14 protein-coding genes and 1 pseudogene are annotated in these 16,526 nt (G+C 56.9%); 2 read left to right on the top strand and 13 right to left on the bottom strand.

Annotation, left to right across the window (positions count from 1 at the left end):
- The coding region (locus AC13RC_RS22700; protein ID WP_488558471.1) for a hypothetical protein at positions 1 to 221 on the top strand (221 nt) is incomplete at its 5' end.
- A 138-nt stretch (positions 222 to 359) separates the two neighbouring features.
- Here AC13RC_RS22700 and AC13RC_RS22705 read toward each other — a convergent pair.
- Positions 360 to 1,253, bottom strand: coding sequence for an SDR family oxidoreductase (locus AC13RC_RS22705; protein WP_442967340.1), 894 nt, complete (start codon positions 1,251 to 1,253; stop codon positions 360 to 362).
- Positions 1,254 to 1,485: 232 nt separating this feature from the next.
- Here AC13RC_RS22705 and AC13RC_RS22710 point away from each other — a divergent pair, with 232 nt between their 5' ends.
- Positions 1,486 to 2,361 carry an alpha/beta fold hydrolase gene (locus AC13RC_RS22710; protein ID WP_488558472.1) on the top strand — a complete coding sequence of 292 codons (876 nt, stop codon included), beginning with the start codon at positions 1,486 to 1,488 and terminating at the stop codon, positions 2,359 to 2,361.
- Positions 2,362 to 2,643: 282 nt separating this feature from the next.
- On the opposite strand, the gene AC13RC_RS22715 is transcribed toward AC13RC_RS22710, so the two are convergent.
- The 12 genes and pseudogenes from AC13RC_RS22715 to AC13RC_RS22770 all read right to left on the bottom strand — a co-directional run bounded on the left by AC13RC_RS22715 (position 2,644) and on the right by AC13RC_RS22770 (position 16,300).
- Positions 2,644 to 3,066 (bottom strand): PIN domain-containing protein, encoded by a 423-nt coding sequence (locus AC13RC_RS22715; protein ID WP_488558473.1) that lies wholly within the window; start codon positions 3,064 to 3,066, stop codon positions 2,644 to 2,646.
- On the bottom strand, positions 3,063 to 3,317 hold the full coding sequence (locus AC13RC_RS22720) for a type II toxin-antitoxin system Phd/YefM family antitoxin (protein ID WP_113352359.1): 255 nt from the start codon (positions 3,315 to 3,317) through the stop codon (positions 3,063 to 3,065). The genes AC13RC_RS22715 and AC13RC_RS22720 overlap by 4 nt, the downstream gene beginning before the upstream one ends.
- Positions 3,318 to 3,859: 542 nt before the next feature.
- Positions 3,860 to 4,555, bottom strand: coding sequence for a sulfite exporter TauE/SafE family protein (locus AC13RC_RS22725; RefSeq protein ID WP_113420973.1), 696 nt, complete (start codon positions 4,553 to 4,555; stop codon positions 3,860 to 3,862).
- Positions 4,556 to 4,641: 86 nt separating this feature from the next.
- Positions 4,642 to 6,603, bottom strand: a pseudogene (locus AC13RC_RS22730) (primary-amine oxidase).
- A 389-nt stretch (positions 6,604 to 6,992) separates the two neighbouring features.
- Complete coding sequence (locus tag AC13RC_RS22735; RefSeq protein ID WP_488558474.1) at positions 6,993 to 8,042, bottom strand: IS110 family RNA-guided transposase; 1,050 nt, start codon at positions 8,040 to 8,042, stop codon at positions 6,993 to 6,995.
- 173 nt (positions 8,043 to 8,215) lie between these two features.
- Positions 8,216 to 9,532, bottom strand: coding sequence for a chloride channel protein (locus tag AC13RC_RS22740; protein WP_488558475.1), 1,317 nt, complete (start codon positions 9,530 to 9,532; stop codon positions 8,216 to 8,218).
- Positions 9,533 to 9,886: 354 nt separating this feature from the next.
- Positions 9,887 to 11,620: a D-lactate dehydrogenase gene (gene dld / locus AC13RC_RS22745; protein ID WP_488558476.1), complete on the bottom strand. Its 1,734-nt coding sequence runs from the start codon at positions 11,618 to 11,620 to the stop codon at positions 9,887 to 9,889.
- Positions 11,621 to 11,630: 10 nt separating this feature from the next.
- Positions 11,631 to 12,761, bottom strand: coding sequence for a hypothetical protein (locus AC13RC_RS22750; RefSeq protein WP_488558477.1), 1,131 nt, complete (start codon positions 12,759 to 12,761; stop codon positions 11,631 to 11,633).
- 155 nt (positions 12,762 to 12,916) lie between these two features.
- On the bottom strand, positions 12,917 to 13,486 hold the full coding sequence (locus AC13RC_RS22755; RefSeq protein ID WP_488558478.1) for a response regulator transcription factor: 570 nt from the start codon (positions 13,484 to 13,486) through the stop codon (positions 12,917 to 12,919).
- Between the two features lie 1,027 nt (positions 13,487 to 14,513).
- The gene (locus tag AC13RC_RS22760) at positions 14,514 to 15,032 is read right to left on the bottom strand and encodes a Dps family protein (protein WP_488558479.1); all 519 of its coding nucleotides are present in this window, start codon (positions 15,030 to 15,032) and stop codon (positions 14,514 to 14,516) included.
- A 30-nt stretch (positions 15,033 to 15,062) separates the two neighbouring features.
- A complete protein-coding gene (locus AC13RC_RS22765; protein ID WP_488558480.1) occupies positions 15,063 to 15,248 on the bottom strand; it encodes a hypothetical protein in 186 nt (61 codons plus the stop codon).
- Positions 15,249 to 15,457: 209 nt separating this feature from the next.
- On the bottom strand, positions 15,458 to 16,300 hold the full coding sequence (locus tag AC13RC_RS22770) for an alpha/beta fold hydrolase (RefSeq protein WP_488558601.1): 843 nt from the start codon (positions 16,298 to 16,300) through the stop codon (positions 15,458 to 15,460).
- Positions 16,301 to 16,526: the final 226 nt, after the last annotated feature.

A 16,526-nucleotide genomic window follows, 5' to 3' on the forward strand; every position in this document is an offset into this window, starting at 1 on the left:
ACACAGTTTGGGGCGCTCTGCCTCGACCGCCCTTTTCGCGATCATTCGTCGATGATAACGATTTTTCCGAACTGCTGGTGTGTCGCGGCCTGCGTATAGGCATCACGGGCTTCCGAAAAGCGAAAGACACCATCAATGATCGGCCGAATGCCGGCAGAGCTAACCAATTCTACAGCGGCTTCAATGTGCGCACAGCTGATCCGCTAAACGCACGCGGATGACAAGGGCTCGGCTTCGCATGCCTCGATGGACGGCTGGTAGTTGCGAGTGAATTGGGGGCGGAGGCCCACCGACCACCGTCACTCCTCGGTGTCGTAGGCGGCCACGCGTCAATCGGCGTTTCGGCGAAATCGGCGAGTTTACGGCTGGCCCCCGCCGCCCGCCGCGCCGTAGACCTGTCCCGTGGCGTAGCTCGCCTGCGGATCCGCAAGCTGCACGTAGATTGACGCGAGTTCCGCGGGCTGGCCGGGACGGCCCATCGGGGTGTCTGCACCGAACTTTTCGAGCTTTTCCATAGTCGCTCCGCCGCTGACCTGAAGCGGCGTCCAGATCGGACCCGGCGCGACGCCGTTCACGCGAATGCCCTTCGGACCGAGCTGCTTCGCCATCGATTTGGTAAAGTTCATCATTGCCGCCTTGGTCATCGCGTAGTCCACGAGATTAGCCGAGGGGTCATAGGCCTGCTCCGACGTCGTTTGGATGATCGTCGATCCTGGCTTCATGTGCTTGAGGGCGGCTTTCGTCAGGAGGAACGTCGCGTAGATATTGGTCTTCATCGTCGCGTCGAAGGCTTCGTAGGTAATGTCGTCGATCGACTGGGCCTGCTGCTGCCGCCCGGCGTTATTCACGAGGATGTCGAGACCGCCCAGCGCCTTGACTGCTTCGTCGACCAGTTTTTCGCAGAAGGCGGCGTCACGCAGATCGCCGGGCAGCGCCACGCCCTTGCGGCCTTCCTTCTCGATAAGCGCGATAACTTCCTTCGCATCGGGCTCTTCGTCCCGAAGATAGTTGATGGCGACGTCCGCGCCTTCGCGAGCGTAGGCGATGGCTGCGGCGCGTCCCATACCGGAATCGCCTCCGGTGATCAGGGCCTTGCGTCCGACGAGACGGCCAGAGCCCTTGTAGGAGGTCTCCCCGTGATCCGGTTTTGGGTTCATCTTGCCGGCAAGGCCGGGAAACGGCTGGCTCTGCTTCTGGAACGGCGGCTTCGGGTACTTCGTCGTTGGATCGTCCATATGCGTGTTCTCCTGCATGTTCGAAGCCGACCAGGCGGCGCTGGGAAAGACCGAGGCCGCGAGCATCGTGCTTGCCGCCGCAAGGACGGATCGTCGGCTGATCGGAAATGGGTGCTGGGATCTCATCATTGCCTCTTCGGCATGCCGGGCGCGACTGCCCAGGGTACCAACTCAGGTGACGCTGCAATGTTCCAGGTGTCGGAACCAAGTGCCGCCTTTCTGTGTTGTTGGATCGAACCAGGAGATCGCCATGCCGCACCTCGACACTCACGACCTGCGGATTGCTTTCGAAGAATGCGGAGCAGTCCATGGTGATCCCGTTCTCTTGCTGCACGGATGGCCCGACGACGCCTCCACGTGGAAAGCTGTGTCGTCAAACCTGCAGCACCGAAACCTTCGCCTGATTGCGCCCTACCTGCGCGCCTTCGGCGCATCCGTTTTCCGGAACGACATGGCATTGCGGACCGCGAACGGCGCCATTCTCGCAATGGACGCGATCGCCCTGATGGACGGTCTCGGGATCGAACGGTTCTCCGTCGTCGGTCACGACTGGGGTTCGAACATCGCCGAAGCGCTCGCCATCGGATGGCCGAACCGGGTCGACAGAATGGCGCTTCTTTCCTCGCTGCCGCGCTTTGGCGGGCTGAAGACGCCGCCCTTTCGGCAGGCGCAGCGCTATTGGTATCATTGGTTCATGGCAACGAAGCGCGGCGCCGATGCCATCAAGAGGGATCCGCGCGGGTTCGCACGGATTCAATGGGAAAACTGGAGCCCCGACGGTTGGTTCGACGAGGAGACCTTCGCCACCGTGTCGAGATCCTTCGACAATCCGGAGTGGGTGGCCATTACCCTCCACAGCTACAGAGTTCGGTGGGGTGAAGCCGAGCCCGATCCACGAAGCGTCTGGCTCGAGGACCGCATCAGGGAGACGCGATCCCTTTCACTTCCCACGCTCTACTTTCAGGGCATGGAGGACGGCGTCAATCCGCCGGAACTTTCCGAAGACCTCCACAAGAGGTTTTCCGGTCCCTTCGACAGGATCGTCCTTCAGAACGTTGGCCACTTCCCGCAGCGGGAAGATCCGGAAACAGTGGCTCGGGAACTGACGATCTTCCTCAAAGGGTAAAGCCGACTCCAGGTTCAACCCGCCGAAGATGTCATCACCGTTGCCAATCACGTTGCCACCTGGACGTCGGCAGTGCGAAACTCCGCTCCACGGTGAAGAGTGCGTCCCCTGTCGGAGCCGCGGGCTCGAACTTGTTCCATTACAGCTGTTACTCAAAGTACCCTGCTCTTGAATAGAATCGAACCGTCGATCTGCTTCAACCAAAAGCCAAGCACGTGATAAGGTTCTCGGTGCACCCGTTGCTGCACCTGAGCTATATCTTCCTCGGTTGTACCTGGAAGTTCAGCCCTGCCACGGATCAACGATGATCACACCAGTTCCATCGAAATCTTTGATATTCCGCGTGACGACAGTCAAGCCATGGACTAGCGCCGTTGAAGCGATCAAGGCATCAGCCTCGTTGCGGCGGTCGGGAATATGAAGATGAGCCCAGCGCGTGGCGACGGCATCATCTATGGGCAGAATGCGATCCACAAATTCCGGGCGAACGCGGCTATCCATCCATTCTCGCAATCGGGCGCCTTGTGACGCATCGCGGCGCTGAACGCTCAAGATACCGCGTTCGATCTCCAGCACCGTGATAGCGGAGATAAAGAGTTCACTGGCATCCTGCGAGGCAACCCATTGCGTGACATTTGCATCTCCTTTGCCATCCCCAACCTTGCGCAGTTCGGAAACGACGTTCGTATCGAGCAAGTACTTCAAGACAGATCGACCTCGCGTGCCGCGATTTTGGCTCTAGGCGTATCCACCTCAATAGTCGAAAGGCCGGGCATAGCGAGCGCGTCAACGAGGTTCCTGCGTTTCCCTGACAAACGTTCGAATTCACTGTAGGTCATTAGGACGTGCGATGGCTTGCCGCGATCTGTGATTATCACAGGACCGTTCTGAGCAGCTTTTTTAGCTTTGCTGACGTCATGATTGACTTCTCTGCTGGACAAACTCGTCATGCTCATAGGCGAACCTCCACGTAGGTAAGTACCTACATATAGAGCGTCACTGATTTTTAAGCAATAGTACCGTCGGCTGAAGTCTTGAAGAGATTTGGCCCAGAAGGGTAAGTTCCTGATGTGGCACGGATCGGCTACGCCACGTGTGTAACGCTTTAGCCTTTCTATCAGTTTCAGGGATGAGAGTTTGCAGGAGTGGACATGAAATAAGAAGCGACCTGGGGGGACGAACAACGGCAACGCCTCTAAGTAGAGGATAGGCGAACATGATATTGTTTGGCTTGAGAGCGTTCGTCCGGACAACTGCGCGGGCGACCGCTATCTGCCCTAGGCTCTTTCTCCATCTGCCCTGCCGGAAAGAGGCGTCACCTGCATTCTAATTTATTGTCTTGCTTGTAAAGCGGCCGCTGCCTTAGGAAATATCGCTTATACAGACCGGCAATTTCAAAGAAGATGCCAAACGCCGGTGAATTTTTGTTGCACGCTTCGCTCATAGGCGAGTGATAGCTCGTCTACCGGTTGAATTTACGGTGCCACCAGCACATACCTCAGCCGAGACAAAGGCTCGCAAGCGAGGCGGCCGGGAATGTCGCGCTCAGAACACCAATGGCTGCGAGTGTCAGCCCTGCCCCGCGCCGCAGGGCCGGACCTAGCCAGCGCGCAGTTCGTGACCCAGTCAGCATCACCGCGCCGGCGGCGACAGCCGCAACGGCGGGAATAGTTGCAAGCCCGAAGCCGGTCATGAACAAGGCGCCGCCGGCCATCGAGCCGGTCAGCATCGCCGTCATCAGCGCATTATAGACCATCGCACAGGGCGCCAACCCCCAGCAGATTCCGGCAACGAGTGGTGCCGATGCGTTGAAGGACCCCGAGATGGCCGCTGGCATTTGGCCGATCATACCCATGATCCCACCGTCTAGTCGGCGGATCTTTGGCAGGATGCCGACGATCGAAAGCCCCGACCAGACAAGTGCGGCGGCGGCGATCAGCCGCAGTACCTCCTGCCCGCCCGAAAATCGCAACAGCTGACCGAATATCTCCATCGTCGAGCCCACAGCTCCGCCAGCGACTGCATATGTCAATATGCGGCCGAACTGGATCATCAAGAAGGAGCCTGAGCGGCGGTTCTCAGGCGCATGCGCCAGCATCAGCGACGAGACGATGCCGCCGCAGAGACAGGCACAATGGGCGCTGCCGGCAAAACCCAGCAGCAAGCCGCTCATCAGAATGACATCAATATGCATGGCTTTTGCGCATCCATCTCAGGCTTCCCTCGGCAGAATATTGTCGGCAACTGTCCCTTGAGCGGAAGCGCAACCAGCCAGCCCCTCTAGGCGCTACAACTCGCGGCATTCACCTCCGGCGGCAGGTTTATCGCCGGATTGCCGTCGAAAAAGCCGTTCGGCATCAGCTTAAAGCCAGTGGTCACGCAGGGTTGGACGGGGAAATCCTCGATCCGCACCGGATGATGCAGACCGAAGACGTGCCAGAGGACGATCTCGGTATTCTCGATCGGCCGATCCTTCTTGATGAAATCCGATACCCCGCCGCTGCCATCCGAATGGTTCATGAACTCGCCGGCGGGAAATCGCTCCTCGGGATCAAGCGCCGTAACCCAGAGATGGTTCTGCACGAAGCCGGCGCGCTTGCCCGAAGGGGAATCCGGATGCACGAAGGGTGTTATGCAATGCGTTGCATCCAGCCGCTAGCCCACCGGCGAGCCGGCATAGTTGATCTTGTTGGGATTGATGACCTTCCAGTAGCGATGCGACGCCGGATTGGCACACCGGGCAGCCTCGCTTTCGCGCGCAAAGACAGTCTCCTGCTCGTAGAAAGCGTTGTCGTAAGGATTTGCCGGGCCGAGCGGCTCGGCGTAGGTGTTGCACTCGACCACGCTGTTGGCGTCGCCGTCCACCGCCATTTCCAACCGGGCGCAAAGAATATGCTGATGGATATGGCCGATCACCCCAGGCACGACCTCGCGACCGTATTTGCCCGGCTGGCCGGGAATGCAGGCCGCAGTGTTGATGATGCCGGTCGCCTTGACCTCGAACTCGATCATGCCGTCGAGAAAGAGATACCAGTAGAGCGCATATTCGTAGTTACCGACAGTGCAGATCGTCGAGATCACCAGCTTGGAGCCCCGCCGGATCTCGGCTCGTTCGCTGCGGAAATCGATATGCTTCCAGAGCAGACCGGAATCCTCCTCGTGCACGCAGATCGCCTTCTCGATCGTCCACGGCTCGCCGTCCATGGTGTTCAGGGTGACGTCGAGATACTTGATTACGCCGAGGCAGTCGCAGCCGAGCGACAGCGAATTGGCGAGCTTGCCGATGCCGTATTCACCGATGTCGAACACGTTCTTGCGGAAATGGCCATTGTCGGGACTGCCGTAGGGCACCGTCATCTCGACGATCGAAGCGCGGTGCACGATCGGCCGGCCGTCGAAGGAGATGTCGTGCAGCGTCAGCGCCTCGCGGGCGTTGAAGCCGACCACCAGCGACCAGTTGCGCCAGGTCAGCCTGTGGCCATCGAACCTGAAGTTGACACCTTCCGGCTGAACGACATCGATCGGCTTTGCCTTGGGCTGGAACTCGGTCAGGAACTGGTGTTCGTAGTTGACCTCTTTCATCGGCACCGGCACGACGCCGTAGTCGTCGACGCGGATCACCTCATTGGTGGTCAGGTCCACCACCGCATTCAGCCCCTCGATCGGATGGGCGTAGAAATTTTCGTTCTCGCGAAGCCTGAGCCAGACGAATACGTGGCAGAGATGCCGGCCCTCCTCACCGGGTACACTGAAATTCCCTGCCGACCAAGGATCGACGCAGACCTTTTCCATCTCGGTGATCCCACGCTTGGCGCAGGCGGCGATGAACTCGGGATTGGCGCGCACGATGCTCTCGATGCCGAGGAACTGTTCAAGCTGGATCATCGGCCGCTTGCCCGGCAAGGTCTCGGACGAGATGATCTTCTCGTCGTCGAGCGATACGATCATCTTGGTGACACTGACAGCGGCAGCGCTAAAGACGTTGACGCGCGCACGCCGCAAAATCGGCCCGCCGGCAAGCCGGGCGCGGAGCTCTACCTTGCTGGGCTCCAGAAGCTGGATGGTTCCAAAGCGGGTGTCGACGCCATAGGGCGGGTCGCGCCGGACGATCTCGGCGGCCTTGCGGATCTCGTCCGGCGTCAGCGGTTCGAGTGGATGGATGGTGGCCGCGTTGACAGAGGCTCCTTTGGCTCGCGAGGTTGCACAGCAATGATCGATATGATCCAGCATCGGTAACTCCATATATTTTGTTGAACATCTATGCGGCGGCCAGGCAGCGACCGGCGACCGGCGCAACGGCCTATTCGAAGGCGCGTCCGAGATTGGCGTAGACCAGCGGACGGTTGGCGCGTATCCACACGGCGAAGACCGCGCCAAGGACGCCGTGTGTGGAAGGCTCCCGCGGTGAGGGAAAATGGCTTCGTTATGCAGCGCGTCTCGAGTGCAGTCGTGTGTCCGGCCTTTGATGCAGCCCTTCTTTCGACTGCTGGCCTTGAAGGGTTCCGCCAGGATCGTGCCCCCAATCGATTAGACGGACTTTTGACGTCCGCTACGCTAAACGGGTTCGGCTGATCCATCGGGATCGAGTTGCTGCCTTCACTTACCTTTTTCGCCTCAAACTTCGAACGGCCTCAGCAATTTGCGGGCTGAACCGCTCTCAGATCGTTGATTTCCTCGTATTCGCCGCCTCGCTTCATGATCGACCATGCAATGCGTGCCATCTTGTTGGCAAGAGCAACGGCTGCGACCTTTGGCGGCCGGCGGCGCAGCAAGCCGCCAATCCACCCAGTACCGCTGCCTCCATCCCGGCGAATGTAACGCAAGACCGAGGTGGCGCCGAGTATCAATAATTGCCGGATATATCGATTTCCTTGTTTGCTGATGCGGCCGAGACGGGTCTTGCCGCCGGATGAGTTCTGTCGCGGCACCAAGCCGAGCCAGGCGGCAAAATGCCTCCCCGACTTAAAAACCTGCGGATCTGGAACGATCGAAGAAAGTGCCGACGCCGTGACAAAGCCCACCCCTGGGATGGTTTCCAGCCGATTCGACAGATCGTTTCGGTAATGCCAGGAGATCAGTTTCTTTTCGATCGCTTGAAGTCGCTGCGCCAGATCGCAAACCAAATTGGCTAGCGCTTCCAGCACGAACCGAGCAAGCTCCGGCAGATCCGAGCGCTCACCTTGCGCAAGTTCCCGCACGACACGCGCCATCTGACCAATTCCGACGCCAATCGAAATGCCAAGCTCGGCAAGATGGGCACGGATGGAGTGCAGAAGCATCGTGCGTTGCTTGATGAGCAGAGCTCTTGAACGGTGCAACATCGCCGCTGACTGCTGCTCTACGGACTTCACCGGCACGAAACGCATTGTCGGTCGCGTCACTGCTTCGCAGATCGCCTCAGCGTCCGCGGCGTCATTTTTCTGCCTTTTGACGTAAGGCTTCACATAGGCTGGCGGCATCAGCCGCACGTCATGCCCGAGAGCAGAAAGCTCGCGTGCCCAATAATGAGCGGTTCCGCAAGCCTCAATACCGATGAGGCAGGGTGGCACCTGCGCAAAGAATTTCAGCATCTGTTGGCGACGTAACTGTCGCCGCACAACTACATTGCCATCGACATCAATCGCATGAACCTGGAACACCGATTTCGCTATATCGATGCCTACCGTAGAAATCTCTTCCATTCGAACGCTCCCGGTTTGTCCATCCTAAACGATGCTATCCTAGCACCGGCGGAGCGGGAGCCTTCCATCCCATCGATTTCGCACTGATCTTGTTCTGACCCCTATATTGAATACCACCGAGGAGCCAGGTTGATCCTTTCTAGAATTGAGGCTACCGTCGGCAGCGCTCTTCACTACCGTTTTATCAGCCGGGTGAGCGACATGCGAGCGACTGTTGCACCGAAAATTGAAACAGCGATCGGAACAACGAATCCAAAACCAGGCTGCATGAACTCATATGCCAAGAAGGTCGCTGTAATCGGCATCGCCATCGATGATGAGAGAAATGCGGCGGCACCGATGATGGCAAAAGCGCCAAGCGGCGCAGCCGGAAGAAACAAGCTCCATATGCCGCCGATGACAACGGCCATCAGCGCTCCTAACGTTAACGCCGGTGTCAGCAAGCCTCCCTTCGCCCCGCTTCTTAACACGAGCCCAATGATGGCGATCTTCGTGACAAGCAGGACCAGTGCAAAGAGCGGCCCGATGTCATCCGTTAGCGACAGCTCTGTGGGACCTTTGCCGTTACCGAGCAGTTGCGGGAGTCCGACCGACAGTACCCCGACGATCGCGAACGATACGATAGAATACATGATCATCTGCGGACCACGAGATGCGACTTTTCGTAACTGCGTAGCCCACAGTTGAAAGGCGAAGCCAGCGATTCCGAATATCGGTCCCATGCATACGGACCAGAGTAAGATGGCGTGGTCGACCCCATAGTCGGGCACATCGTATTGCTGGGCACCACCGAGGAAGCAGCGCGCGACCAATGCTGCAATCGTACTGGCGATTGCTGCGGATGCAAATGATGAAAGCCTGAAGGTTTTTAGTAAGACCTCCATAACGAACAATGTTCCCGCAACTGGTACATTATATACTGCGGCAAGGCCGGCCCCGGCACCGGACGCAATGAGCACCCGTGCATCGTCTTCGGAAATCCTTGCCGCAAGCGCTGTCCGCTGTGCTAAAAAGGCTGCCAACTCTCGTGGTGCGACTTCCCTGCCGAGCGGAGATCCCATCGCAACAGTGACGATCTGCAGCAGAGCATGTACCATGGTGGCTAGAAGCGGCATCGGATTCCAGGGCGATTTTACCGCATTCGCGACACTGATCAGAGGCTTCAGATAAGTCGTCACTCCATACCACCCGAATCCGGCTACGACGCCACATCCGATCAGGATTCCGATGCGTCGTAATGGACTTGATTGCCCAACTCCTTCGAGGAAACTCTCAGGGCTGACGAGCGTGTTCAGGGAATAGCCATATGAAATGTGTTGAACCCAATGAAGGCAAAGCGCAAGCGCAGCTCCTGTGAGCCCCGCCCCCACCCCGACGATTGCAGCCAACACCACTCGCTTAAGAAAAATCGAGCTCAACGCACTGCGTGACAGGGCTATCCCCTCACCCGCTTGGCCTTGAACTGCGCCTTGTCGATCGAAGGCATCCATTCTAATTTGGTTCCACATTATCGAAAGATTTGCTGCGTTATAGAAGATGCTTCAAGTATGCTGATTTCGTTACCTCGTCTTTTCCAAACTGACGTCCTTTGAACAATCCTCAGAAAATCGACGCGCATATCCCTGTCGTCCGAACTGCAAACATGCAGCTTTCGAAGCTTGCCCTACTCCCCTCAGAACGCTGAGCCGCAAGCACGTTTCATATTCGCCTGTCTGTGAGTTGCGCAGCATTGCAAGGGCGACTTTCGCCACCCTTGCAAGCAAGAGTTCGTCGGTTTCAATTAATCTTCACAGACTTGCGAGATCGCCTACCTATATGGTCGCCGCAGATTCAGACTGCCGATTTTAGCGCCAGTCAACACACTTCGTGCATCCGCCGATACCCGGATTGAACATGTTCTTCGGATCAAGGGACCTGTAGTGATCAACTAACGGCTGCTTCGCTCTGTACAGATGGCCGAAGTTGTGTTCCGCCGGATATTGTGCGCCGCGCTGATCGAGGAGATCCCACATTTTATGTTCGAGTTCGGTGGTGTTGACGCCCTTCTTGGCGATATAATCCTGGTGGAATACGTGACAGAAGAAGTGACCGTAGTACAGCTTGTGTTCGATCTGATCGTCCACTTCGGCAGGTAGTTTCTCGAACCAGTCGCAGTCATTCCGGCGCAATGCAATGTCGAGTGCGACGATATCCGAGATCTCGTTGCGATGGATAGCCCGATAACGAACGGCCGCGCCAGCGGCGGCGAAGCGATGAAGAAATGCCTTCTCTCCCTCGCGGGGTTCACATTCGAAGTAATCGCCCCGCGCGGTGGGAAACATTTTAGTGAGATAATTCCGGACCTCGTTGGTCACAGCCCCGCTTGTCCTAAGCATCAGGTGATGTTCGTAGGAATCGCGATAGGCGCGGAGACGTTTGGGAAGATGTTTGGGAAATAAGCTTCCGATAAACTGCATGACTCGATCGCTCAAGCCCTGGGGCATAAGGGGCAGCCGGCTGGCCATCGCATCAAACTTACCCTTGAGCGCGAACATTGCAGGCAAGCGGTCCGTCCCGAGATACTGGATGGCCAGGAAGGTGTCCTTGCCATACTTCTCGGCGATGTCGAACGCTTTGCGATGAAGGTATTCCGCAGAAATCGGGATATCGCTGAAACCGCTCAGCATATCACGGCGAATTTTCGTCAACTCGTGGACATCATTCGTACCCACGTAGAATACCTGCGTGCTCTCTGGCTTCTCAAACGTGTCGAGACGCACCGCAAATGTCATCACTTTCCCCGCGCTTCCCGAGGCTTCATGCAGGCGAGCCGGATCGGCATTATATCGCGCGGGAGTTGGTTCATCGATCTCGCGCACATGCTTGCTGTAATTGTGGTCAGAAGCCCGCAGCTCACCGCTAAGATCAATATCGGTTGGCTTGTAGGTCTTGTTCTCGAGCGCGGCCAGCATTTTTTCCGGCTCGGTCCCCAGATCAATGCCGAGATGGTTGACCAGTTTGACGGTACCGGCAGCCGTTACCGTGGCGTAGAGGGCCATCTCTGTATAGGCCGGGCCTCGGTGAATCAAGGCGCCGCCGGAATTGTTACTTACGCCACCGAAGACGGATGCGCCGATGCATGACGAGCCGATGACCGAGTGAGGATCTCGATTCAAAGGCTTGAGTGCGGCTTCGAGTCGATAAAGTGTCGCTCCGGGCAGGCAAACCACTTGCCTTCCGCCATCGATCAGTTGGATCTTATCCATGCGTGTCGTGCTGACGATGACGATATCGCGGTCGTAGTTGTCACCGTCAGGCGTCGAACCGCCGGTCAGGCCGGTATTGGATGCCTGCATGATGATGATCTTTTTGTTCTGTACGCATTGCAATAACACGCGCCACTGTTCGACAAGCGATCCAGGGCGTACGACAGCCAACGCTTTTCCCTCTCCGAACCGGAAACCCTTTCGATAGCGGCGCGTCTTTGACGGATCTGTCAGGACATTACCACTCCCGACGATCCTTTTCAGTTCGTCCACAAAGGCTTTGTTGTCGGTTTCTCGGCCTGGTGCATGAAATTGGAGAGTAACTGCGCTCATTCCCTTATTCCTATTTGTAATTGTGAAAGACTGGGGTGGCCGACCGCGACTGCGAGAACCCGGAATGACTCCGCGGCGAGATGTCCAATAGCAGGCGGTCAACGTTCGAGTTGAACGTCTCTTGGTCAAGCTTCAGCATCAGCAATCCGTCTCCTGGCGTGACCTTGAAGAGTCGTCGGGGCGACGAATAAAAGACTCCACAGTTAGGGCCGGAAGCTCGAGGACCGGATAATGCAAAGCGGGTTAGGCTGGGGCTCGCAAGCAAGCGGAGCATCAGTTCGCGTGATGTCGGCCGCTGACTTTCCGCGCACAATAGTTCACCAGCGCTATAGACCGAAAAAGCTTCGTAAGGCAGCTCGACGCCATCGACACGCGAAATTGAGGTGGGCTCATTCAGTACCAGGACCGACAAGGAGTCCCCGAGATACACATGGAAGTGCAAGCTGCTGATTGTCGCCTCGGGGCTTCCAGCGAGACCCGGAAGGGAAATGGAGGCAGTCAATGTCGATCCGAGGGGTTGGAGAGTTCCGCTTTCAAAGTCGTAGACTTCATAATATCGGCCACTCGCAATGGATCGCGACGAAGTCTCAAGTGACCTGTCGTGCTCCATAAGCATGAAAGGAAGCCAGGATGCGATACGTTCCCGCCTGCATTCGACGGTCTCGACCACTTCAGTGGTTGAAGCTAGCTCCATGCCCATGAACGTCAGTAGTTCTGAGAACCGCCGTGCGTCCTCGCCCGTAGTCGATACGGATCCAAAGTAGGGATACTCGCGCCGGAGCCGCTCGCTCCTTGAACTCAAAACAAATGATTGCGAATTGCAAAGACCGAGCAACTCGAAATCGCTATAGCCGGCCGATCGCGCGTGCTCAGAAGCTCGGATAACCAGTTCAGCGATATCGTATTCTGTATTGCTGGGCTTCGACTCGCGATTATGAATCCCGAACGCCTCTGTCATTGCGCGGATGTGAGAGAGCGTGCCGGAGCATAGAAAGTCGGCTGTGCCATCATCTGTACTCATGCGAAGATACTTCCGACGCAGCTGGGAGTCGCCGTGAATCTCGCTAGAAGCGGCGACCGGTGCTGCATTCAGGTTGGAGATGGCAATCTTGTAGTCATTAAAGAAAGCTGCAACAGTCATCTTGTACCATCGGATAAGTGCGATATCGGTGCTGTAAATGAGCCAGCTATCTCGCGACATCAGCCATGTTATTGAGAGTGAATGCGTTCCTTTGCCCCGCTTATGAATTAATTGAGTTCTGCGGCTGGAAACACGAACGCCGGGATGACGTAAGTCTAAACGTATTTTTCTCGCTTGATGATGCGTTGTAAGGTCCTGCGGCGCATTGACAATCTTCGGGCCGTGCGAGCTGTACTGGCTCCGCATGAGCGGTAGGTATCGGCGATGTACTTGGCGCGAAGGACAGCTGGGTCATACAGAAACTCGCCAAACTCTGCAACGTTGAAGCTTCTGTCCAGGATTGCCGTAATGAGGAAGTCCAGGTTGAGCGGCTTCGGCAACACGTCGCTTGCTCCGGCCTTGGTCGCTTGCACTGTCGCTGCAAGCGTGCAAAAGTCACTATGCACAATGATGCGGCTAAGGGGACAGGCATGCTTTACTGCCTCAATGACTGCAAAGCCATCTCCGTCCTTCAGGCGGATTTCCGTCATCGCGTAGGCGATTGCTCTCTGCCTGAGATGCGCCGCCACCGTCTCAACCCCATCAGCAAGGTACACATCGAAGCCCTCTGTGATGAGGCGTTCAACAAGCGGAGACATTTGCGTTAAAGATGGATCGACCAGCATGACAGCCCTTCGATGCACGTTGAAAACCTCAGATGAGGTAAGGTGCGAACGTATATTCATAGAATGTCTCCAATGCTATCGACATCACGATAATATGAGGCATAGCGCTGTGCGTACATCATACGTGCATGTGACCTGAGTATACTGAGGTTTATTCGCAGCCCGCTTAGATATCGCCGGCGCAAATTCCAGCCGATCGTCTCAGCGGCTGTCGCCAACGTCAATTGACCTGGAGACAATGGAGCGTACCAATCAACCGGCGTGGGCGATCGCATCGTGCTGTTCTACCCGCTCGCCGATTGCGCTGGTAATGCGACGTAGTCACGATCTTTTGTCGGATCCGCGGTGGCGTTCCATTGGCGGTCAAACGCGCGGCTAAGGTGGTTGCTGCCGACGAAACCACGTTAGCCGCAAGCGATGTCGGCGATGCAAATGTCAGTAAGCAAAGATCTTTTCGCGTTCACTTTCCCATAGTCGTCGAATCAATGACGGGGAGTTTGTGCGAAAGTTTTTTGAACGCCCTTGATAAGGTAGATTTGCGAGGCTCTGCCGCAAGCTCAGTCTCTCATGCGTAATCCGTGACTTTGCGCCCTGATTGGCGATGATCGCCCCATCCTGGGATCAGTCGAACATGAGGGCATCTCCGGATTCAAATGCCAAACGCGCGATGTGGCTCGTCCTGTTGTTCGTCATTCTCTCTGTCGATCCACCTTCCCTTGCCGAGCAAAGGCGGCAGGAACCATCGTAGCCGAGCCTCGCCAGGTGGAGTTGCTTTGCGGTGCGGCCCATTTTGGACTTCGACATCAGGCCGACACATGATCCGCGAACAGGTCGAGTTTTTCTCGGCCGCTGGGCGACCTTGAACTTCAGCTCCACGTCGTTAAGACGAAGATGGCTGCGGATGATGTTCCCTGCCAAGCTGGTCCTGCGCCAAATCTCCAGGACCGACAGGTCCCCTCGAAAGTGTCAACGTCCGATATAGTTCGGTCATGCAGCTCGTTCACTCCAATGCCCCTGTCGAAACTGTGAGGAGGGCGGATTGAAAGACGGGTAAAGAAGGGGCACTGGTCTGTACCCCCCTTTCATCTCAACGATTCGTATCGCGAAGGATCTCGAAAAGGAACCACACACGGCGCTCGCCCTCGTCGATCCAGTTCTCGAGAAGACTTGTCGTCGCTACATCGCCATGGCCGCCGCAGGTATCGTGCAAAGCACGCATGCTTGAGACGAGCCTGCCATTATCCTCGCGCAATTCCGCCAGCATCTCGTGAGGATGCACGAAGTCCGCATCGTTGTCCGCGATCCGCTGGCGCCTGGAGATGTCTCCGATGGAACGCAATGTGGTTCCGCCAAGCTTGCGGGCTCGTTCGGCCAGCGGATCGGTGATGGCGAAGATCTGGTCACCCTGTTCGTCCAGGAGCAGATGATAATCGCGGAAACTCGCACCGGACATGTGCCAGTGGAAATTCTTCGTCTTAAGATAGAGGGCAAAGACATCTGCAAGCAGCGTGGTAGCCGCGGCCGAGATGTCCCTGACAGCGTCCGCGGAGAGACCTGAGGGTGTCCTCAGGTCAGCGGTGCGGCGGGTTTTGAGCGCCTGTTCCATTATGTTATCCTCTTTGGGTTCAAGAGCGTTTTATTCCATTCGGCCGACCGCTGGATCGCGGACGGAAAACTCTTCCCGAAGTGCTTTTTCCAGGCGCTGGCCGATCTCCGTGTCGCCTCTGAAAAACGGGAGTTCCGAGGCGATGTCTTCCATTTCAGGAAGCGCATCGATGCCGTCCCGCGTCGTGTCGATCTTACTCGGGGGTTTCGCTGTCATCGTGGTTCACCTCCTTTGCGAGAAGGAGTATCCGGCAATTGCGATCCGGCCGCTTGAACAAACAGCTCCTTGTTTGGACCTCTTTGCTCCAAGCCTCCAATCACCACAGGATCAGGTGCCGTTGCGAAGCAGATCGAGCGGTGAGAAAGCAAACCCGTGGCTCACGATTCCGGCCACGGGTCAAACAACGCTATCATGTCATGCTTGAATCAGGCCTTGATAAAGGCCAGCAGGTCGGGGTTGAGGACATCGGCATGGGTGGTCAGCATGCCATGCGGGTAGCCATTGTATACCTTGAGAGTGCCGTCCTTGACGAGCTTTACAGACAGCAAACTGGAGTCGGCGATTGGCACGATCTGGTCGTCATCGCCATGCATCACGAGAGTAGGCACAGTGATTTTCCTGAGATCGTCCGTCTGATCGGTTTCGGAGAAGGCTTTGATGCCATCATAGTGAGCCTTGGCGCTGCCCATCATGCCCTGACGCCACCAATTCTGGATAACACCTGGATAGGTTTTCGCGTCCGGGCGGTTGAATCCGTAGAAAGGTCCACTTGGTACATCGAGGAAGAACTGGGCACGGTTCGCGGCCAATGCATCACGAAAACCATTGAAGACTTCGATCGGCAGGCCAGCGGGATTGTTCGCGGTTTTCAGCATCAGCGGCGGCACGGAGGCGACCAGAACGGCCTTTGCCACGCGTCCCTGCGCCTCGCCGAACCTGGCGACATAGCGCGCGACTTCGCCGCCCCCCGTCGAGTGACCGACATGGACCGCGTTCCTCAGATCGAGATGCTCGACAACGGCATTGGCATCCGCTGCATAGTGGTCCATATCATGACCTGCCGCTACCTGCGACGACCTGCCATGGCCACGACGGTCATGCGCTATGACGCGATAACCGTGTTGAAGAAAGAACAGCATCTGGGCGTCCCAATCGTCGGACGAGAGCGGCCAACCGTGATGAAAGTGAATCGGCTGAGCATCCTTTGGACCCCAATCCTTATAGTAGATATTCACGCCGTCCTTGGTTTTGACGAAGCCGTCGGTCATTTCGAGATTTCCTTTTGAGGGTTTGGAATGAGAAGCGGAAAGTGCCAGGTCGGGTATCGTGACAACGGCCGAAAAGGCTGCGCTTGCGACGAGTGCCTGACGACGCGTGATGGAAAAATCCGGGTTGTTAGTCATGGTTGCCTTTCCAAAACGGACCGCGACATCTGGAGCACGCTGTCCGAGTCACTGAATAGGCCATCGGTGATCGGGGGCGCTTGTTTGTTTT

The organism is Martinezella sp. CNPSo 3890, assembly GCF_057784455.1.